The organism is Archangium sp., assembly GCF_036277355.1.
In the GTDB taxonomy this organism is placed as follows: Bacteria; Myxococcota; Myxococcia; order Myxococcales; family Myxococcaceae; genus Archangium.
This window is the reverse complement of the sequence record NZ_DASUNC010000059.1, coordinates 23,474-44,020: the sequence shown is the minus strand read 5'-3', so window position 1 is coordinate 44,020 and position 20,547 is coordinate 23,474. Positions and strand designations below refer to the sequence as shown.

The window sequence follows — 20,547 nt, the reverse complement described above, 5'->3', positions numbered from 1 at the left end:
CGCGTCCGCCAAGGTGTGTCCGCCCAGGCCCCCGCCACCATCGCGCCCGGGTCGAGCGGACGCGTCGTGCGCCGCACGTTGGGTGAGCGCCTCTCTCCCCAGCGAGCAGGCGGGCGCCAACGGCGGCGGTTCGTGGCAATCTGCGCCGCCCGTGCCGACGCCTCCCGCACCGATGACTCCTCCCTCACCCCCCAAGCCCGTCGCGTGGGAGCGGAGACTCGCCGTCGTGGGCGCGCTGCTCGCCGTCGCGGTGGTGGCGCTCAAGCGGGGCCGCCAGCACCCGGACGAGGTCTTCCAGTTCCTGGAGCCGGCGCATGGGCTGGCCTTCGGGTATTGGCTCCCGGCCTGGGAGTGGGTGGTGGGGCTGCGCAACTGGGCCGTGCCCGGAGTGCTCGGAGGCGTGCTCGCGCTGTGCGGGCGGATGGGGCTCGAGCACCCGTGGGCGATGGCCTCGGTGGTGTGGGCCTGCTGTGCCGCCGCGCAGGCGTGGGGCACCGTGGCGCTGTTCCGGCTCGTCGAGGAGCGGGATGGGCGCGAGGCCGCGCTCCTGGCCTCGGCCGTCCACGTCACGTGGGGCGGGTGGCTGCTCTACGCCGCGAGGCCCCTGGCGGACTCGCTGAGCGTGGCCCCGTTGCTCGGCGCGCTCCTGTGGGCCTGGCGCGCCCGCGTCCGGGACGGCCTGCGCGAGGGCTTCTGGAGTGGTGTGCTGCTGGGCCTGGCCTTCGTGGTGCGCTACCCCTCGGCGGTGTTCGGCGTGCCCATCGCCGTGAGTCTGTTGGCGGCGCGGCGCTGGCGCTCGCTGGCGGGTGGCGCGCTGGGCGTGGGCGGAGTGCTGCTGGCGCTCGGCCTGCTCGACGGGCTCACATGGGGCGCGCCCTGGCACACGCTCTGGAAGTACTTCGAGTTCAACATCCTCAGTGGCGGCTCGGAGAAGTTCGGCACGCAGCCGGCGTGGTGGTACCTGCCCAAGCTGGTGGGCATGGTGCCGCTGCTGCTCGTCTGGCACTTCGGGCGCGGGCTGGCCCGGAGGGATCTGCTCGGGGGCTCCTTCGTCTTCTACCTCGGGGTGATGTCGCTGCTCGCGCACAAGGAGCTCCGCTTCCTGGTGCCACTGCTGCCGCTGTTCGTGGCCCTCGCCGCGGGACCGGCCTGGGCCACCGTCTCGCGGTGGGTCCGCTCCCCGCGGGCGATGGGCGGGCTCGTGGGGGCGTACGCGCTCTCCTCGCTGGCGGCGGCCACCGTGCAGATGCCGGGTGGGCTGGCCACGGAGCAGCTCGACGCGCTCGTCTTCGCCGGACGGGACGAGTCCCTCACCGGGCTCATCGTCGCGGGCCAGCAGGAGTGGAACATCAGCGGCCGCTTCTACCTGCACCGCGACGTGCCCCTGCTCGTGCGCCCCGATCATCAGGTGGGAGAGCTGGAGGGCCCGCTCACGGAGGCCCGGTTCTCCCACGTGCTCGTGAGCGGTGGGGCGCTCGGCGAGCGGCAGGTGGAGGCCGCCGGGTTCTGCGTCCAGAGGCGGTGGGGCAGGGTGGTGCTCTGGAAGCGCTGCCCCTCCGCGAGCGGCTCCGGGGAATTGCTCACGTCTCCTTCCGGGCCGTGAAGGTGACGCGGGCGCTCCGAGCAGGGGACCGGAACGCCTGAGCTTGTCTCACTGCACGAAGGTGAGCGAGCCCGCGGGCAGCGGGGTACCCGAGGGCCACAGCACGTAGGCCGAGCGGCGGGAGTGGTCCCACGCCTTCATCAGCTCCTCGCGCTTGTACGTCACGTTCACCCGCTCGTCGTTCGGGAAGGCGGGGTCGTTGCAGATGACGTCCCCCTCCGGCGTGAAGCCCTTCACCACGATCAGGTGCCCGTCCGAGCGCTGGATGGGCGAGCCGCTCAGCTCTCCCTTCTCGTAGGCGATGCTGATGCTGACGGGAATGCCCTCGGCGATGAGCCGCTCCACCTGCGCGAACGAGTCGAAGCGCGCCACCAGGCCGTGCAGCGCCCCGTCTCCAATCGCCGAGCCGTAGGCGGTGTTGAAGGGCCAGTTGCCCGTGCCGTCGTACACCGTGTCATACGTGTACTCGGCGGCCACGGGCACCGGCACCACGAGCTCGTTGCGGCCCAGCTTCTGGCCCCAGTACGCCAGGATCATCGACACCGAGGTGGGCGAGCACCACACGCCTCCCTTGGGCGGGTAGAGCATCTGCGAGCGGCCCGGCACCTCCAGCACCGTGCCCCAGGCGCGCTTGTCCGAGGGCTCGTCCGCGGCCTTGCGGGCCGAGTCCGTCATCGCCGCCGTCAGCGCACGCACGCGCGGGCTCACCCCGGGCTTGGAGGAGAAGAGCCACACCTTCATGCGCAGCCCGTCCGCCTTCTTCTTGAGCACCAGCGTGTCGGTGAAGACCTTGCCGCGCTCGTCCTCCTGCCGGTCCTTGCTGTGGCGCGCCACGGTGCCGTTGTCGAAGGCCCAGACGCCGAAGTCGTAGTCCTTCGTCCACTCGCCGTCGACGCGCGCGGCGAGCGTCAACCTCACCCACGTGCCCGGCGGCGTCAGCACGTCGAACGAGGGCACCACGTTGTCGAAGCCGCCCGTGATGGTGTGCTCCTCCGAGGCCGCGCTGCCGAAGACGTAGCTGCCCACGGGCACCGGCGTCTGCACGTTGGGCGGCGTGTGGCTGGGGAACGGGTCCGCCTCGGAGCGGGCCGTGGCCGCGTCGAGCTCCAGCGCCCCGTCCGGGGTGAGCGCGGTGCCCTCGCGGGTGAAGCGCTCGAAGTCACGCGTCTGCGCGCTCTTCCTCCAGATCTTCGCCACCGGGCCTTGCTCCTCGGGTGTGGGCCGGGCCTGCCACACGCAGGCCGTCAGCGTGGATGCCAATAGGACCAGAAACAGGGGATGCCGGGTCTTCGTCGGGGTCGTCATGAGGCTCGCTCGGGTGCTGCCGGGGAAGGAGGGCGGGGGCTTACTTCGCCAGCTCGGACAGGAGTTGGTGGACGAACTCGGCGCCGGGCTGGAGCGAGGCCGAGGGAATCCGCTCGTTGGGCGCGTGGGCCGTGCGCGCGTCGTCCGGCGTGAGGGCGAACAGGTCGATGCCGTAGGCGTGGATGCCCGCGCGGCGCAGGGCGGTGGACTCGGTGGTGCCGGTGGACATGCGCGGGAAGACGGGAGCGCCCGGCCACACCTTCTTCGCGGCGGCCGTGGCGGCGCGGAACATGGCGTTGTCTCCCACCGGCGAGGCGGGCGAGTCCGGCGGCGTCATGTTCAGCTCCACCTGGATGTCCTGGTCCGCCACCGCCTCGACGAGCCGGGCGCGGAACGCCTGGATGTCCTCGTCCGGGAGCAGCCGGCAGTTGATGGTGGCCTCGGCGGTGGCGGGGATGACGTTGGGCCGGGTGCCGGCGTTGAAGACGGTGGGCACGCAGGTGGTGCGCAGCACGGCGGCCAGGGCCGGCTCCAACCGTGCAATGGCATCCACCGCCTCCTGGGGCGGGTTGTCTGGTGAGGCCGCGAGCCGCTTCAAGGCCTCGCCCAGCTCGCCGCCCGTCACCTTCACGCGGCCCTCCACGTTCAGCCGGGTGACGGGGGTGAGCCGGGTGGGGAAGGTGAGCGCGCCAACGCGGGCCACCGCCGCCGCCAGACGCACCATCGGGTTGGGCGCGGCCGGCGGGACGGAGGAGTGGCCGCCGGGGCCGGTGGCCTTCAGCGTCACGTTGCGCGACACCCGCTCCGCGGCCTGGAGGTTGACGAAGCGCACCCGGCTCCGGTCCTCGGACAGCTCCGTGAGGCCGCCTTCGTTGATGGCGAGCTCCGCCTCGCGCAGCTCGGGGCGGGCCTCCAACAGCTTGTCGATGCCGGCCTGGCCGCCCGCCTCCTCGTCCGCGCTGAGCACCAGCACCACGTCGCGCTTCAGCTTCACCTTGTCACTCTTCAGCCTGCGCAGCGCGAGCACACTGGCCGCGGCCATGCCCTTGTTGTCCTGGACGCCGCGCCCGTAGAGGAAGCCATCGCGCTCGGTGAGCGTCCACGGGTCCGAGGCCCACTCCTCGCGCCGGGCGGGGACCGTGTCCAGGTGGGCGAGCACCAGCACGGGGCGCGCACCGCCACTGCCCTTCAGCCGGGCGATCAGGTGGGCGCGTCCGGGCACGGGCTCGAAGAGCTGGGACTCGATGCCGGCCTCGCGCAGCCAGCGCGCGGCCACCTGGGCGGCGGCGGTCTCGTTGCCCGGCGGGTTGGAGGTGTCCACGGCGATGAGCTCGGAGAGGAGCGTGCGCATCTCCTCGGCCGCTCGGGGCGGGGCGCTTCGAGACGGTGCGGCGGCGTGGCCGCAACCCGGCACGGCCAGGAGGGCGAGAGCGAAGAACAGGGGGCGCATATTGTCAGTCTATGGTAATGGCCGCTCTCCCTGGGAGGCTCATCGCATGTCACTTCCGATGGATGTCCGAGTCATCGAGCTACCCCTCCGCCACGCCTGGACGATCTCGCGGGGGACCAGCACCTCGAAGCGCAATGTCATCGTCGAGCTGCGTGAGGGCAACCTCGTAGGCCGCGGCGAGGCCGCCCCCAACGTGCGCTATGGCGAGTCCGCCGAGACGGTGACGGCGGCGCTCGAGAAGCTCGCCCCGGCGCTCGATGGCGACCCGCGTCATTTCCGCGTCCTGTCCGAGCGCATCGAGGAGGCCCTGCCGGGCAACCACGCGGCGAAGGCGGCGCTGGACATCGCGCTGCACGACCTGGCCGGCAAGCGCCTCGGGGTGCCGCTCTACCGGATGTTCGGGGTGGATCCGTCGCGGATGCCCATCACGTCGTTCTCCATTGGCATCGACGATCCGGCGGCCATGGCCCAGAAGGTGCGTGAAGCCGAGCCGTACCCGGTGTTGAAGATCAAACTCGGCGCGCAGTCGGTGCGCGAGATGTTCGGCGCGGTGCGGGCCGCCACGCCCAAGACGGTGCGGGTGGACGCCAACGAGGCGTGGACGCCGGACGAGGCGTTGAAGCACATCGAGTGGCTGGCGACGCAGGGCGTGGAACTGGTGGAGCAACCGCTCCCGGCGGCGGATGTCGAGGGCGCGAAGTGGCTGCGCCAGCGCTCGCCGCTGCCGCTGGTGGCGGACGAGGCGTTGATGATGGCCTCGGACGTGCCGAAGCTGGCCGAGGGCTACCACGGCATCAACGTGAAGCTGCAGAAGTGCGGCGGCATCCGCGAGGCGCTGCGCATCATCGAGACGGCGCGCTCCTGCGGGTTGAAGATCATGCTGGGGTGCATGGTGGAGACGTCGGTGGGCATCGCCGCGGGCGCGCACTTGGGGCCCTTGGTGGACTGGCTGGACCTGGACGGCAACCTGCTCCTCGCGTCGGAGCCCTTCCAGGGGCACCCGGTGGTGGACGGGCGCATCCGCCTGGGTGAGGGACCCGGACTCGGCGTGGAGCCGCGGTCCACTCCATGACGGAGCCGCTCGTCCAGAATCCGATGGCGGTGCTCGCGGTGCTGCTGACCGTGCTGGCGCTGCTCTTCGCCGCCGAGCGGCACCCGGTGGTGGGGCGCGTCTTCAAGGTCGTGCCCATCGTGGTGCTCGTCTATTTCGTGCCCACGCTGCTGTCGAACACGGGCCTCATCCCCACGAAGTCGGAGCTCTACGGCTTCGTGTCGGCGTACCTGTTGCCCACGAGCCTGGTGCTCCAGGTGCTGTCGATGGATCTGCCGGCCATCTCCCGGCTGGGGCGCAGCGCGGTGTGGCTCTTCCTGGCGGGGACGGCGGGCATCATCGTCGGAGGGCCGCTCGCGTACCTGCTGCTGGGCTGGCTGGTGCCGGCGGACCTCGGAGAGCAGGCCTGGAAGGGCCTGGCGGCGCTGAGTGGCTCGTGGATCGGCGGCAGCGCGAACTTCGTGGCCATCGGGCAGAGCATCGGCACGCACGACAACACCTTGAGCATGATGGTGGTCGTGGACGTGGGCGTGTCGAACATGTGGACGGCTGTGCTGCTCTACTTCGCGGGCCGCGAGCTGGCCATGGACACGCGCATGGGCGCGGACCGGCGGGCCATCGACGTGGTGCGCGAGCAGGTGGAGCGCTTCCAGGCCTCGGTGTTGCGGCCCGCGAGCCTGACGGATCTGGTGTGGATCCTCACCCTGGGGTTCGGCACCACGGTGGCGTGCACGGCGGTGGCGAAGTTCCTGCCGGACATCGGCACCATCATCACGGGCTTCACCTGGGTGGTGCTGCTGGTGACGACGGTGGGTGTCGCGCTGTCCTTCACCCCGCTGCGCAAGCTGGAGGGTGCAGGGGCCAGCCGGGTGGGCATGTTGTTCCTCTACGTGCTGGTGATGACCATTGGCGCCCGGGCCGACTTCCGGCGGCTGCTGGACGCGCCCGCGCTGGTGGCGGTGGGCATGGTGTGGATGGCGATTCACGCGGCCTTCATCCTGGGGACGCGGCGGCTGCTGCGGGCGCCCATCTTCTTCGCGGCCGTGGGCTCGCAGGCCAACGTGGGCGGAGCCGCCTCGGCGTCGGTGGTGGCGGCGGCCTTCCACCCGGCGCTCGCGCCCGTGGGCGTCATGCTGGCGGTGGCGGGCTACGTGCTGGGCACCTACGGCGGACTGGTGTGCGCGGTGCTGCTGGAGCAGGTGCACCGGATCATCCACTGAGGCGGGCGGGTCCCCTGGGGGCTCACCGGGGCTGCGCCCGCCTCATGCCTCGCCCGCGCGTGGAGCGGGAACTGGTCCCTGGTCCTCGGGACGAACGCGGCCTTGCCGGCGCATCTCTCGCGCCAGGAAGGGGGCATTTTCCTCGAAGAACCATAGGGGAACCGGCTGGGATGGCACCCGAGGTGCCCAATACATGTTGAACCACCGGCGGCGCATGTTCTTGCACTCGGTGGAGTTGAGCTTCAGGCGGCCGCACGTGTGCTCCACGCGCTGTTTCAACTCCGCATCGAGGTTCTTCGCGGGCTCGACCTCGAAAGTATCCAGGTTGAGCACGAACCAGCCGTCCTGCACCTCGAAAGGGTCCAGGACGTCTGGAAATGCGTTCTTGCTCGCATTCATCAGCGAGCATGCGAGCCGATAGTTGTTCCACTCGTAGGCTTCCTGGGGAGCCGTACGGGTGATGGCGACGAAGTGATCAACCGTCGGGCCGGTGATGGGCTCGATGTAGAAGCACGAATAGGCGCAGATGCCGCCGTAGGCCTCGTGAAGCGCGCCGAGGGCTCGGGTCCAATAGTCATACTTCCGGAGCACTGCGGGGCCCAGGTCTTCGGGCCGGTCCGCTTGTTGCTGGATGCGAGGGCCTGGGCGGCGAATCGTTGGCGCTTGTCCCGTCAGTTCGGCCAGGGCACTCAGCCCGGGTTGCCGGACTTCCCCGTCGAAGTCGAAGTCGGGTGGACGTGGTTCGGGCTGCTGCTCGACATGGATCATGGCTCGAATCCCGATTGCCTCGCCCAGAACCGCCACTGCACCCAGAAGGGGTCCACATCCGGAAGGCTCTCCCGCAGCTTCCCCAGAACCTCATCGAACTCCGCGCGCTGAACATGCTCGCGGCGCATCAATCCCTCCGCCTGCTGGAGCGCCTGCTCCGCTTCGAGGGAGCGGGGCTCCTTCAGGTCGAACAGGTCGGAGATGAGCCAGGAGTTGGCATCACCCCGCCGCCGCCAGGTTTCCCGCTCCAGGTTCACCGTCCCATTGACCAGTTCCATGTGCCAGAGTGCGTCCTGGCTGGGATCGAACAGCGGCTCCAGGGAGGCGAGCAGAAGCGGTGAGTGGGTGACCGCGATGACCTGGACCTTGACGTCATCCGCTCCTGAGAGCGCTGAGATCGCGCTCAGCAAGGAGCGTAGGATGGTCCTCTGCCAACGAGGATGCAGGTGTGCCTCGACCTCATCGACCAGGAAGATGATCTGCCGGGTGGCCTCCTGGTTGAGCAGACGGCTTGCCTGGATGTGCTCATGCCAGGCCCAGACGAGCAGGTAGGCCAGGGAGATGATGCGCTTGAACCCCGCCGAGGCATGCACCACCGGTACTTCCTGGTTGTACTGCGTCCGGAGGGTCGGCATGTCACGGACGTCTTCCAGGCTGATGCGGGTGAGCTCTCCTGGAACGATGCGCTCCTCATCAGAGGGGGAGAGCACTTCCAGTACCTTCAAGAGCTGCTGGTAGGGCTCGTTGTTACGGCCTTGCCAGGATGCCCAGTCACGAATCAAGCCATTGCAGAGGACTCTGCCATCCGGCTCCAGTCCATCCCAGACCTGAGAGGGCGCGAAGTGGTACGCGCGAGGACGGCGGTCTGATGCCTCCACCCCGAGGGGGACATCCTTCCAGGAATTACGTGCTGGATCCCAAACCGAGAATGAGCCGTCCACACGAGCATAGAGGACCAGCCCTGGGTTCCCAGGCTGCCGTGGTTTGGGTGTCCAGGCCTGAGCCTGGAAGTCGTAGGTGCTGGAGTATTCGAGGGAGGTGAGCCTGCTCGTGTATCGGAACGCGATGGCGGGCTCTATGTCCTGGCCCCGGTGAGGGCTTGCGGGATACCCGGCCCAGGAACGGGTCAACGCCCACCAGGCAACGTCCAGGATGAACGTCTTTCCGAGCCCGTTGTCTCCCGTGAGGAGATTCAGCCGGGAGGCGAAGTCGAATTCCAGCTGCGGTGCCGGTCCGACGTGATGGAGCTCCAGCCGTTCGAGCATCGTCTCTCCGAGCGCAGGTTGCTCGTCCTGGAAGGGGTATAGGCCAAGCGACGGGAGGGGACAAATGCCAGAATGCACCGGCGTGCACCAGGGTGAACCGGCGCTGGTGGCCGATGGAGTGGCCGTCTTCGAGTGCTGAGCCAGGCCTCATTCCTCGATGAGCCGCACCGCCTCGTGGGTCCCGTTGACGTAGGCGGGCACGGGCCGCTCGGGGCAGGAAGTGGCCCCGCTTCGCAGCAGCTCCCTCACACGCTCGAGGGCTTCGTCGAGCGTGGAGATGCGCTCCGAGTCCCGGAGCCGCAGCGCCTGCCGGTCATAGAGCCGGGGCCGGGCGATGGCCACCAGCGGTGTCCCCGTGGCGCGCGCCTCCTGGACGGTGTTGTAGCCGCCCGCGCCCACCAGGACGTCGATGCCTCGCATGACCGACAGCGCGGGCCAGAGCCTCGGTGGAGCGCTGGGAGACAGCAGCCGGACGAAGGCGCGCATTCCGTGCGTGCGCTGGAGCCTCTCCGCGAGCACGGCGGACTCGTCCACCTCCTCGGGCCGGCCACAGGCCAGCACGGCCACCACGGGCACCGTGTCCTGTCCGGCCGGTACGCCCAGCTTCATCCGCGCGGTGGGAACATCCAGCAACTCCCCGGCATCGAGCAGCAGCCACGGCGGCGTGCTCACGGCGCGCGGGTGGTGGGCGAAGGGCGCGGGCTCGCCGGGGACGAGCAGCCGATCGAAGGTGTCGACGAACCGCGCCAGTCCGAAGCGCTCCACGTAGTCCGGGTGCAGGTCCCGGTGCACGAGCACCTTCCGCGCCTTCATCCCGGGCAGCAGCGGCGCGAGCTCACCGCCGAGTCCCCGCGGGAAGGTGTCCACGACGAGCACCTCGGGGCGGACACGGTCGAGCAGCCGCTCGATGGACTCGCGCACGGCGTGCTTGTCGAGCTCCGCGCCGAGCCGGTGGACGTTGCCCTCGCCCAGCTCGTTCTCCAGGGCCAGCCCGGGAGCGAAGGGGCTGTTCGTGACGAGCTCCACCCGGTGTCCCCGCCGCCGGGCCGCGCGCCCGAGCGCCACGGCGCGCGTCAGGTGCCCCATGCCTCCGCCGAGCGCGTAGAGGAGCCAGCGTTGCCCGCTCATGGCTCAACTTCCGCCCATGTCCTCCTCGAACTCGCGCCGGTCCCGGGCGCGCTGGCGCAGGGGCAGGCCATCGGCTTCGGTGAAGTCGTTGGGATCGTTGAGGATGTCATGGCCCCAGTATCCGTGGTCGTAGTAGCCGTAACCCCGGTAGTAGTAGCTGGAGTAGAGATAGGGATCGTCGTCCACGCCCTCGGGGGCGCGGCGGAACTTCGAGGCCTGGGCCTCCTCCTGGCGGGTGGCCTTGAAGCACCCGGTGCAGATCTGCTGCCCGTTCCACGGATGGCCATGCTCGGCGCAGATGGGCTTGTCGCACTGCGCGCACCGCTGGGTGGCGGGCCGGGGGCAGTCATGCGCGAAGAGGAACCCGGCTTTCTCCTGACAGGGACCGAGCATCTCGCGAGGGGGAGGGGACATGGGTGCGTGCGATTTCCTGGCGGCGCCGCGTGGCTCAGCCCGCGCGCGAGTGCACGGCCTTCTTGTCGAGGGCTCGTGACAGGTTGAGGATCTGGTAGAGGCTCAGCAACGCCGTCGCCACCACCCGTTGGCCGTTCAGGGGCGTGGGTCCGGTGCTCCGGGTCTCGGGGTTCGGGCGGGGCTCGTTGCCGGCACTCCACGGGTTGCCCAGGTAGAGCGTCATGTCGACGCGGTCCGCCTCCACGGTGAGGTCCTCGAGCTGGGTGCCCGTCATCACCTGCACGGCGCCCTGGGCCCGGGAGCCGATCCGTCCGAGGTGCTGGTAGCGCTCGGGCTTCACCCGGAGCCGCACGCGCAGGAACGCATCCGACAGACGCTTGTTCTGGTACTTCGTCTTTCCGCGAGCGTTGGTCTTCGTCCGGCTGCGCAGCTGGAGGCGCTCGGTCATCTCCAGGCGCAAGTGCGTCCCATCCAGCAGCCGCGCCTGCAGGGAGAGCCACGGATCCAGGTAGTGCCTCACCTTCCAGCCGCTCGGCGTCCTGCTCTCGTTCTGGTACTTGTCCGGGTGCGAGTCCTCGCGCAGGTCGAGCTCGAGCGTCACCGGCTCTTCGGGAGCCATGTCGGCCCGGAGCAGCCCCACCACACGGGAGGCCAGCTCGTAGCGCCGGTTCTCCAGGTTCAGCCGCTTGTAGCGCTTGCTCATGAGGAAGGAGACGAGGCCCCCGAAGAACATGAGCACCCCCATCCAGAGCAGGAGGGAGGGGCCGGATTCCTCGTCCGACATGGCGAGCCCGATGAACCCCACGGGCAGGCTGCCAATCATCGAGAGGACTCCAACGCTGTGCGTTCGGAGTTCCTTCTTCTCATGGACGCGATCGAGGTCGCCCAGGTGCTGGAGCTCCTCGGACACCTGGGTGCAGGGGGCCTGGGCGCGGTAGATGCGCTCTTTTCTGAACTGCTCGACGTCGACGGCCAAGGTCCGCTCTCGGAGTGAAAGGAAGGAGGATCGTAGGAGTCCCTCATCCCACCGGTCAATCAGGGGGTTGGTGCCGGGCGCCCCCAGGCGGGATACTGCGAGGGCCGTGTCCTCCTCCGGAATCATCTACGCGTCCTTCGATCGCTTTCCCGCGCCCAAGGGAGCGGCGGTCCACATCCGCGCCTTCGTCGAGGCGCTCGGCCGGGCCTTTGGCGGGGTGGAATTGCTGGCCATCGGAGGCGAGGCGGGCGAGCCGCCACCCGAGGGCGTCCGCTTCCATCCGATGCGGGCCCAGGGGCCGGATCTCATCCAGCAGGCCATGTGCTTCCGGGGAGAGCTCGCGGCGTGGTGGCGGGGACGGGAGCGGGCGTCCGTGGTGCACGTGCGCTCCATCTTCGAGGGCTATCCCATCGCCCGGCGCAAGGAGCAGCTCACCGAGCACCTGGTGTTCGAGGTGAATGGCCTGCCCTCCATCGAGCTGAAGTACCACGCGCCCGCGGTGGCGGAGGACGACGAGCTGCTGCGCAAGCTGGTGGCGCAGGAGGACGTGTGTCTGGAGAAGGCGGACCTGCTCCTCACGCCGAGCGCGGTGACGGCGCGCCACCTGGAGTCGCGTGGCGTGGCACCGGGCCGCATCCGCGTCATCCCCAACGGGGTGGACACCGGGCTCTTCACCTACCAGCCGCCGAGGCCCTGGGCGGAGCGGCCCGTGCGCCTGCTCTACAGCGGGACGATGACGTCATGGCAGGGCGTGCACCACGCCATCGAGGCGTGCCGTCTGCTGCGCCGTGACGTTCCGGTGCTGCTCACGCTGGTGGGCCCCACGCGCCGGGAGCAGCGTCGCGAGCTGCTGGACATGTGTGGCGAGCTGGTGGGCGAGGGCGCGGTGGAGCTGCTCGACGCGTTGCCGCAGGCGGAGCTGGCGCGGCTCCACCATGCCTGTGACGTGGTGCTGGTGCCGCTGCCGCCCAATGACCGGAACCTCGTGCAGGGGTGCTGTCCGCTGAAGCTGCTGGAGGCGATGGCCTCGGGCACGCCAGTGGTGGCGAGCGACCTGCCCGTGGTGCGCGCGGTGGCGGAGCACGGCGTGCACGCGTTCCTCGTGCGCCCGGGTTCGCCCAAGGCCATCGCCGAGGCGGTGCGCGACTTGAGGGCGGATCCGGCGCTGGGCCTCCGGATGAGCCAGCAGGGGAGGGCCCACGTCGAGCGGGACTTCACCTGGGCGCGGGCGCAGGAGTCCCTGGTGGCGGCCTACGAGGAGGCCTTCGGGATGGTGCGGTCCAGCACGCGCTGGAGCGCCGTGGCCTCGGCCTGTGCCTGAAAGCGCTCCTCGATGCGGGCGCGGGCCGCGGTGCCGATGGCGGCCCTGCGCTCCTCGGACAGGCTCAGCACGTCGACCACCGCCTGTCCCAGGTGGTTGAGCAGCGCCTTGGGCACGAGGAAGCCGTTGTGCCCGGAGTCGATGGCCTCGGGGATGCCGCCCGCGTCGCTGGCGACGACCACGCGGGCACAGGCCATGGCCTCGAGCATCGCGTTGGGCATGCCATCCCAGAGCGAGGGCTGGAGGTAGACGTCGCACAGGCGCAGGTGGGCGGCCACGTCCTCGGGCGCATCGAGCCGGCCGGTGACGAGGATGCGCGCGGCGGCCTCGGGGTGCTCGGTGCGGAAGGCGGTGAGGTGCTCCTGCTCGCGGGAGCGCACCTCGCCGATGACGAGCAGACACGCGGGCCGCACCTTGCGCACCTCGGAGAGGGCGGACAGGAGGAAGGGGACGCCCTTCTTGTGGCGCAGCTCTCCGGAGAAGCCGAGCACGAGCTCACCGGGCTGGATGCCGAGGCGCTCGCGCAGCGCGGGGTCCGCCGGGCCGGTGTGGAAGAGGGTGGTGTCCACGGCGTTGGGGATGACCTCGACGCCCGGGTCCCGTCCGAGCAGCATGGCCATCTTGCGTCCGAGGTCTCCCGAGGCGGCGGTGAGGACGGTGGCGCGCTGGAGCGTCCAGAGGAGGCGGGCGAAGTCACCCGGGGGGAACATGGCCTGGTCCACGTCATTGCCGCGGGCGCTGACGGTGGAGGGAATGCCGGCGAGCCCGGCGAAGGTGACGGCCATGAATCCCGGGGGCGAGAGGTAGTGCCCCCAGACGAGCTGGTAGCGGTGGCGCGAGTGCAGGTAGTCGAGCACGTCGAGCGTGTGCTGCATGGACGTGTCCGTCTGGCCGAAGAGGCCGAGCCGGTGCAGCGTGGCGCCACGAGCGGAGGCGGCGACCTCGCCCGCGTCGAGCGTCTGGAGGGCGCCGGGAGGCAGGGTCCGGGTCCAGGTGAGCACGTCCACCTGGGCGTCCAACCGGGCGAGGGAGCCCGCGGTGCGTGCGCCGCTGCGCGCGAGTCCTCCCAGGTCAGGAGGGAAGCGTTCCGCGATGAGGAGGATGCGTGGGCCGCTCGGCATGAGTCCGCTTCCTGCTTCCTCAGGCGAGAGGAGGCGCGGTGGTCCCCACCTGTGGCTCCTGGGCCTTGGGCCGGCGCAGCACCGAGGCCGCCACGCCGCTCAAGCCAATCAATCCCACGAGGTTGGGGAACACCTGCAAGCCATTCATCAAGTCTCCCCAGGCCCAGATGGTCTCCACCTTGCCCATGGCGCCGAAGACGACCAGGCCGCAGTAGATCCACCGGTAGGGTTTGGTGATGCGCAGGCCAAAGGCGTACTCGAGGAACTGCTCGCCGTAATACGCCCAGCCGATCAGCGTGGTGTAGCCGAACAGGAAGGCACAGAAGGCCACCACCCATCCGCCCACCGTGGGAATCGCCGTGTTGAAGGCCTGAGCCACCACCGCCGTGCTCGTGAGCCCGGACGTCCACGCGCCGCTCGCCAGAATCACCAGCGCGCTGATGGTCGACGTCACGCACGAGACGATGAACACCTCCATCACCGCCTGCAGTCCCTGCTTCACCGGTGCATCCGTCTGTGCCGTGCCATACGCCACCGCCGCCGTGCCGTACCCCGCCTCGTTGGCGTAGATGCCTCGGGCGATTCCGTAGCGCATCGCCGTCATCATCCCCACTCCGAGCGCACCGCCTCCGGCCGCCTCCATGGAGAACGCCTCGCGCAGGATGAGCGCGAACACCGACGGCAGCTGCGCCGCGTGCGTGAGGATGACGATGAGCCCTCCCGCCAGGTACAGCCCCACCTTCAGCGGCGCGAGCTTCTCGGCCGCGCGGCCGATGCTCTTCACGCCGCCAATCACCACCAGCCACGTGAGCACCGCGAGCCCCAGGCCCGAGTACAGCGGGGGAATATTGAACTGGCTCTGCCACACCACGGCGATGGAGTTGGGCTGCGTGAAGGGCGTCGTCGTGAGCGCGGCCACGCCCGCGATGACCGCGTAGAGCCACGCCAGCTTCGGCGAGCCGAGACCGTCCTTCAGGTAGTGCATGGGCCCCGCCGACAACCGGTCCCCGTGCACCTTGCGGTACTGGATGCCCAGCACGGCCTCGCAGAACTTGATGCTCGTGGCGAAGAAGCCGTACACCCAGATCCAGAACAGCGCGCCCGGCCCACCGCTCACGATGGCCGTGGCCACGCCCGCGATGTTGCCCGTACCAATCGACGCGCCGAGCGCCGTCATGAAGGCCTGGAAGGGGCTCAGCGTCCCAGCGCCGCTCGCCTGGGCTGGCACCATGGCCCTCAACCCCTCCCGGAAGCGCGCCACCTGGACGAACCGCAGCCGGATCGTCAGGAACACACCAGTTCCGAGCAGGAGGGCCATCGTCCAGGGGCCCCAGACGGCATTACTGGCTACGTCGATCGCGTTGCGGATGGGTTCGGGCAGCATGGAGTCCCGTCATAATCCCATCCGCGCCTCCGGGGCACCCACCGGATAAAGAGAGGATCATCGTGACCGCCCCCGCCACTCCCCAGGAGCTCTTCGCCCTCTGGGCCGACGTCCGCCTCCAGGGCCTCCCGCCCCCCGCGCTCGTCCGCCACCCCCACGTGCAGTCTCAGCTCCGCCGCCTCGCCGAGTCGGTGCCGGAGCTCTTCCGTGTGGAAGAGGTAGGACGCTCCGTGGAAGGACGCCCGCTCCACCTCGTCCGCGTGGGCTCCGGCCCCCGCCACATCCTCCTCTGGTCCCAGATGCACGGGGACGAGCCCACCGCCACCACGGCCCTGTTGGACCTCTTCGAGTACCTCCGTCTCCACCGCGCCCACCCGCGCGTGGCCCGGATGCTCTCCGCGCTTACCCTGCACGCCGTGCCCATGCTCAACCCCGATGGCGCCGAGCGTTTCCAGCGGCGCAACGCCCAGGGCATCGACGTCAACCGCGACGCGCTCGCGCTCCAGACGCCCGAGGGCCGTACCCTCAAGGCGCTCCGCGACAGGCTCCAGCCGTCGCTCGGCTTCAACCTCCACAACCAGAGCTGGCGCACCGCGGTGGGCGATGGCTCGCGCAGGCCCGCCTCCATCTCCCTGCTCGCGCCTCCGTTCGACGCAACGCGTGGCGACAACCCGGGCCGGGTGCTCGCCAAGAGGGTCTGCGCCGTCATCCGCGACGCCCTCGAGCCGCTCGCCCCCGGGCAGATCGGCCGCTACGACGACTCCTTCGAGGTCCGCGCCTTCGGCGACAACCTCGTGCGCTGGGGCACGCCCACCGTGCTCATCGAGACCGGACCGTGGCCCTCGGCCGAGCCCGACGAGCCGTTGCTCCGGCTCAACTTCGTGGCCCTCGTCTCCGCCCTGGAATCCCTCTCCACCGGCGCGGTGGAGCACGCGGACCTCGAGCGCTACGAGTCCATTCCCCTCAATGACAGCAAGGGCATGCTGCACCTCGTCATCCGCGGTGCCCACGTCTTCGGCGAGGCGGGAGACGCCTTCCTCGCGGACGTGGGCGTGGCCGCGGCCCAGGCGGTGCGCACCCGCGAGGGCTCGGCCTCCGTCGTGCTCTCGGGCTCCATCGAGGAGCTGGGAGACTTGCGCGTCTACGGCGCCGTGGAGGAGGTGGATGGCACCGGGCTCATCGCCGTGCCGCTGCCCTCGCGGGACGTGAGGGTGGGGGACTCGCTGCCCCTGCCGCCCCGGAGCGAGCTCTCACTCCGGGTGGGTCTGCCCGCGGAGCTGATGCTGCTGCGACAAATGGCGCTGCCCGGCAATTACCGCGTGGAGCGAATCATTCGCTACGCGCGCTGAATTCCCAACTTTCGAAAATGTGACTAAGGTGTGACCCACTTCCCAGGAGGGGTCAGCATCTTGTCTTCGCACGTTCGACTTGCTCGCGCGTGGTGTGTCCTGCTGTTGCTGCTCGGGTCCAGCGCATGGGCCCAGGGCACGGCGGTCATCACCGGCAAAATCATCAACTCGGCCGACAAGAAGCCACTGCAGGACGCGGTGGTGACGGTCACGTCTCCGAGCCTTCAGGGCGAGCAGACGGTGGTGTCCGACGTCAGCGGCCAGTACCGGATTCCGCAGCTGCCGTCGGGCAACTACACCCTCCGGGTGGATGCCGACGGCTTCCGTCCCTTCTCGCGCGGTGACATCCAGCTGCGCATCGACCGCACCATCCGCTTCAACGTGGAGATGCTGCCCGAGGGCGGTCTGAGCGAGGAGATCACCGTCACGGCCGCTCCGCCCACGGTGGACGTGGCCTCGAGCGCGTCGGGCCTGAACATCGACGCCGCCATCCTGAAGAACCTCGCGGTGAGCCGGCCGGGCTCGAAGGGCTCGGCCTCGCGCTCCTTCGAGTCGCTGGCCGAGATGGCGCCGGGCGCGCAGGAGGACACCTACGGCGTGAGCATCAACGGTGGCACCTCGCCGGAGAACCAGTTCGTGGTGGATGGCCTGTCGGTGAACGACCCGGCCGTGGGCACCATCGGCACGCCGCTGTCGGTGGAGTTCGTCAAGGAGGTCAACGTCATCACCGGTGGCTACATGCCCGAGTACGGCCGCGCCACGGGCGGCGTGATGAACGTGGTCACCAAGTCCGGCTCCAACGAGTTCCACGGCTCCGTGTTCGGCAACATGGCTCCGGGCTTCCTGCAGATGGCCGGCCCGGTCATCCAGCAGGCCGGCAGCGTCATCTCCACCCAGGGCACGCCGTGGAACCAGGGGGACTTCGGCTTCGAGGTGGGTGGCCCCATCCTCAAGGACAAGCTGTGGTTCTACGCGGGCCTGGCGCCCTCCTTCAATCGCATCCAGGTGTCGCGGCAGATCAGCGCCCTGGACATCTGCACGGCGGTGGACAAGGCGAACGGTTGCGACGCCGTGGGCGCCGCCCGTGTCGACCCGGAGACGCGCTTCCAGATCGCCACGCCCATCGAGGGCGGCCGGACGGATCGCTTCGCGGACGAGCGGACCGTGCAGTACATCGGCAAGCTGACCTACCTCTTCAACGCGGACCACAACCTGTCGCTGTCGGTGTACGGCACGCCCAACTGGTCGGGTGGCGCGGGCCGGTACGCCTTCAGCCGCGATGGCGCGGCCGAGGTGTGCAGCGGGCTGTCCTGCTCCGTCCAGGGCGCCTATGAGGCCATCGCCACCCGCCGCACGGGCGGCGCGATGGACATCGTCGCCAAGCAGACCTCCTCCTTCTTCGACAAGAAGCTGCTGGTGGACGCGACGCTTGGCTGGCACCACCAGAATGCCTCCACCCTTCCGTCGGATGGCTCGGGGCTCGGCACCGGCCAGGGGCTCTCCGCGCAGTCCAACATCGCCTGGCGGCGCACGCGCAGCGTGGGCTCGACAGTAGACCCCGTTACGGGCAACCGGGTGCCGGTGACGTTGCGCGACTACCACAGCATCACCGAGTTCGAGCAGCTCGAGGACCCCTCCGTCTGTGACTCGCCCGCGGGCATGCCCGATGGGATGTACGCGACCCGCTGCCCTGTCGCCACGTACGCCAGCGGTGGGCCCGGCACCATCAGCGTCTCGGCGCTGGACCGCTACCAGGGCAAGGTGGTGGGCACGTACCTGCTCGAGGCGCTCGGCCACCACGTCGTCAAGGCCGGCATCGATGCCGAGGGCGCGAGCTTCTACAACAAGCGCGCGCGCACCGGCGGCACGCCCTGGCAGGAGTGCACCAGCGGCGCGTGCTTCTTCACGCTCAACCAGTACGGCTACCTGAGCGGCCCGGACACCATCGTGCCGCTGCCCTTCAAGGAGGGCACCTCCACCTCGGCGACGGTGGGCGGCTTCGTGCAGGACAGCTGGTCCATCATGGACAAGGTGACGGTCAACGTGGGCGTGCGCTACGACACGCAGACCATCTGGGGCCTGGACGGCAAGATGGGCCTGAACCTGCCCCACCAGTGGTCGCCCCGCGTCGGCGTCATCTACGACTTCACCCAGCAGGGCCGCTCGAAGCTCTACGCCAACTACGCGCGCTTCTACGAGAACGTCCCGCTGGACATGGCGGACCTGTCCTTCCCCCAGCAGCAGCTGCTGACGGCCACGTACAACGCGCCCAGGTGCGATCCGCGCGACCCCGCGGACCTCGTCGAGGGGGGCGACTGCAACGTGAACTCCAACCGCCAGTCCATCGGCAATCCGGAGAACCCCAACCAGTTCTGGGGCGGCGAGGGCGGTGACCGGGTGCCGGTGGATCCGAACATCCGCGCCCAGTCCAGCGACGAGTTCGTCCTGGGCGCCGAGTACGAGGTGCTGCTCGGGCGCGTGGGCCTCCAGTACACCCGGCGCTACCTCAATGACGTCATCGAGGACATGAGCCGCGACGACGGCACCACCTTCTTCCTGGGCAACCCGGGCAAGGGCTTCTCCACGGACTTCCCGGAGGCCCGCCGCGACTACGACGCGGTGAACGCCTACTACACCAAGAGCTTCTCGGACGGGTGGCTGGCGCAGGTCAGCTACACGTGGTCCTCGCTGCGCGGCAACTACTCGGGCCTCTTCCGCGCGGACACCGGGCAGATCTCCCCCAACCTGACGCGCGACTTCGATCTGCTGTCGCTCACCGTCAACCGCGACGGCCCGCTGCCGGGTGACCGCACGCACGCCTTCAAGGCCTTCGGCGCCAAGGAGTTCCGGCTGGCCAAGGACCTGAGCCTCGACATCGGCGGTGGCTGGCGCAGCCGCTCGGGCGCGCCGCTCAACTACCTGGGCTTCCACCCCCGCCGCAGTGGCGCGGAGACGTTCATCCTGCCGCGTGGCAGCGCGGGCCGGCTGCCCTGGGTGCACAACATGGACGGCCACCTGGGCATCACCAAGAAGCTCGCGGGCAACTACGCGCTCAGCCTCTCCCTGGACGTCTTCAACATCTTCAACTTCCAGGAGGTGACGGCGAGGGATCAGGTCTTCACCACCACCCGCGTGCACCCCATCGAGCAGAACGGCAAGCCGGCGGACCTGGAGGCCTGCCGCACGGAAACGCCCAGCCCCGACTGCCGCGTCTACGTCACCACCGCGCCGCTGGACAAGCCGGTGGCCATCACCAACGCGGACATCAACCCCAACTTCAAGAAGCCCACCGCGTATCAGCCGCCCCGCTCCATCCGCTTCGGCATGAAGCTGAGCTTCTGAGAAACGCTCCTGGGAGAAACATCATGACTCTTCGACTGATTGGATTGGGCACGGGAGCGGTGCTGCTCGTCTCCACCCTGGGCGCCTGTGATGCCCAGCAGCAGGACCCGCAGTGCGTGGTGGCGCGCGCCGTGTCGGACGGCTCCACCGGCTCGTTCGCCACCAGCTATACCCTGGCTCCGGGCGAGGACGCGGCGGCCTCGTGCGCGCACCTCAAGCCCGAGGCGGTGGGTCTGCAGAAGTACTTCAGCCAGAACCCGGCCTCGACGGACAGGGACCCGAACGTGAAGGACCGGGTGGGCATCCGCTCCCAGCCCTGGTGGGTGGTGAGCAAGAAGTACACGGTGGATCCGGACGCGACGGTCGCGCGCCAGGCCGTGGGCGATCTCACGACGGACGCCCCGGGCCCGGACAACTACTGCGAGGTCCCCCGCTTCGACGGCCCGACCCGCGTGGAACTGCGCTCGGCCACCGTGGGCGAGCCGGGCCTGAGCCTCACCTACGCCTGGTCCAACGTGCGCATCTACAACACGCCGGACATCCCGGGCACGTTGTTCGTCGCGGACCTGAGCTACACGGAGAACGACTGCACGGCCAGATACAAGGTGAAGGGCATCTGGCCGGTCGTGTCCTGCGCCACCAGCGGCAAGCCGGATGAGGCGAAGTGCGACCCGAAGGCGGATCCCTCCGTGGGCCGCCTGCGCGGCTCGGGCATCAACCCGAGCTTCGCCGTGAAGTGCGATCCGGACGCGCTCATCTGCGTGCTGAAGGATCCCTCCGCCGCGTTCCCGTAGCCGTCCGCCGGAGCCTCCGCGTCCTCCCCTCGGCAGGTGGGGACGCGGAGTGCCCG

The 20,547-nt window shown here is 69.6% G+C and carries 16 protein-coding genes; 7 read left to right on the top strand and 9 right to left on the bottom strand.

Annotated elements, in window-relative coordinates; all coding sequences use genetic code 11:
- Positions 1-226 precede the first annotated feature (226 nt).
- Positions 227-1,603: a glycosyltransferase family 39 protein gene (locus VFZ09_RS15090; RefSeq protein ID WP_329728272.1), complete on the top strand. Its 1,377-nt coding sequence runs from the start codon at positions 227-229 to the stop codon at positions 1,601-1,603.
- A gap of 48 nt (positions 1,604-1,651) precedes the next feature.
- Here VFZ09_RS15090 and VFZ09_RS15085 read toward each other — a convergent pair whose 3' ends face one another.
- Both VFZ09_RS15085 and VFZ09_RS15080 read right to left on the bottom strand, forming a co-directional pair.
- On the bottom strand, positions 1,652-2,908 hold the full coding sequence (locus VFZ09_RS15085) for a peptidase C39 family protein (RefSeq protein WP_329728271.1): 1,257 nt from the start codon (positions 2,906-2,908) through the stop codon (positions 1,652-1,654).
- Between the two features lie 40 nt (positions 2,909-2,948).
- On the bottom strand, positions 2,949-4,358 hold the full coding sequence (locus tag VFZ09_RS15080; RefSeq protein ID WP_329728270.1) for a M20/M25/M40 family metallo-hydrolase: 1,410 nt from the start codon (positions 4,356-4,358) through the stop codon (positions 2,949-2,951).
- A gap of 46 nt (positions 4,359-4,404) precedes the next feature.
- Here VFZ09_RS15080 and VFZ09_RS15075 point away from each other — a divergent pair, with 46 nt between their 5' ends.
- Positions 4,405-5,430 carry a dipeptide epimerase gene (locus VFZ09_RS15075; RefSeq protein ID WP_329728269.1) on the top strand — a complete coding sequence of 342 codons (1,026 nt, stop codon included), beginning with the start codon at positions 4,405-4,407 and terminating at the stop codon, positions 5,428-5,430.
- A complete protein-coding gene (locus VFZ09_RS15070) occupies positions 5,427-6,629 on the top strand; it encodes a DUF819 domain-containing protein (RefSeq protein WP_329728268.1) in 1,203 nt (400 codons plus the stop codon). The genes VFZ09_RS15075 and VFZ09_RS15070 overlap by 4 nt, the downstream gene beginning before the upstream one ends.
- Before the next feature lie 42 nt (positions 6,630-6,671).
- Here VFZ09_RS15070 and VFZ09_RS15065 read toward each other — a convergent pair whose 3' ends face one another.
- The 5 genes from VFZ09_RS15065 to VFZ09_RS15045 all read right to left on the bottom strand — a co-directional run bounded on the left by VFZ09_RS15065 (position 6,672) and on the right by VFZ09_RS15045 (position 11,180).
- On the bottom strand, positions 6,672-7,397 hold the full coding sequence (locus VFZ09_RS15065; RefSeq protein ID WP_329728267.1) for a hypothetical protein: 726 nt from the start codon (positions 7,395-7,397) through the stop codon (positions 6,672-6,674).
- Positions 7,394-8,662 (bottom strand): AAA family ATPase, encoded by a 1,269-nt coding sequence (locus VFZ09_RS15060; RefSeq protein ID WP_329728266.1) that lies wholly within the window; start codon positions 8,660-8,662, stop codon positions 7,394-7,396. Before VFZ09_RS15060 ends, VFZ09_RS15065 begins: the two co-directional genes overlap by 4 nt.
- Before the next feature lie 147 nt (positions 8,663-8,809).
- Positions 8,810-9,790 carry a hypothetical protein gene (locus VFZ09_RS15055; protein ID WP_329728265.1) on the bottom strand — a complete coding sequence of 327 codons (981 nt, stop codon included), beginning with the start codon at positions 9,788-9,790 and terminating at the stop codon, positions 8,810-8,812.
- Positions 9,791-9,793: 3 nt separating this feature from the next.
- A complete protein-coding gene (locus VFZ09_RS15050; protein ID WP_329728264.1) occupies positions 9,794-10,204 on the bottom strand; it encodes a hypothetical protein in 411 nt (136 codons plus the stop codon).
- 34 nt (positions 10,205-10,238) lie between these two features.
- Positions 10,239-11,180: a hypothetical protein gene (locus tag VFZ09_RS15045; protein WP_329728263.1), complete on the bottom strand. Its 942-nt coding sequence runs from the start codon at positions 11,178-11,180 to the stop codon at positions 10,239-10,241.
- A gap of 106 nt (positions 11,181-11,286) precedes the next feature.
- Between VFZ09_RS15045 and VFZ09_RS15040 the strand changes: the two genes are divergently transcribed.
- A complete protein-coding gene (locus VFZ09_RS15040; RefSeq protein ID WP_329728262.1) occupies positions 11,287-12,501 on the top strand; it encodes a glycosyltransferase family 4 protein in 1,215 nt (404 codons plus the stop codon).
- On the opposite strand, the gene VFZ09_RS15035 is transcribed toward VFZ09_RS15040, so the two are convergent.
- Together VFZ09_RS15035 and VFZ09_RS15030 are read right to left on the bottom strand one after the other, a co-directional pair.
- Positions 12,432-13,622 carry a glycosyltransferase gene (locus VFZ09_RS15035; RefSeq protein WP_329728261.1) on the bottom strand — a complete coding sequence of 397 codons (1,191 nt, stop codon included), beginning with the start codon at positions 13,620-13,622 and terminating at the stop codon, positions 12,432-12,434. The two genes, VFZ09_RS15040 and VFZ09_RS15035, sit on opposite strands and share 70 nt — an antisense overlap.
- A 19-nt stretch (positions 13,623-13,641) precedes the next feature.
- Entirely contained in the window at positions 13,642-15,006 is a 1,365-nt protein-coding gene (locus VFZ09_RS15030; RefSeq protein WP_329728260.1) for an amino acid carrier protein, read from the bottom strand.
- A 62-nt stretch (positions 15,007-15,068) separates the two neighbouring features.
- On the opposite strand from VFZ09_RS15030, the gene VFZ09_RS15025 reads away from it, so the two are divergent.
- Genes VFZ09_RS15025 through VFZ09_RS15015 form a run of 3 tightly spaced genes read left to right on the top strand, consistent with a single transcriptional unit; the run spans position 15,069 to position 20,491 of the window.
- On the top strand, positions 15,069-16,355 hold the full coding sequence (locus tag VFZ09_RS15025) for a M14 family metallopeptidase (RefSeq protein WP_329728259.1): 1,287 nt from the start codon (positions 15,069-15,071) through the stop codon (positions 16,353-16,355).
- Between the two features lie 60 nt (positions 16,356-16,415).
- Complete coding sequence (locus VFZ09_RS15020) at positions 16,416-19,697, top strand: TonB-dependent receptor (protein ID WP_329728258.1); 3,282 nt, start codon at positions 16,416-16,418, stop codon at positions 19,695-19,697.
- Positions 19,698-19,720: 23 nt separating this feature from the next.
- Positions 19,721-20,491 (top strand): hypothetical protein, encoded by a 771-nt coding sequence (locus tag VFZ09_RS15015; protein WP_329728257.1) that lies wholly within the window; start codon positions 19,721-19,723, stop codon positions 20,489-20,491.
- Positions 20,492-20,547 lie beyond the last annotated feature (56 nt).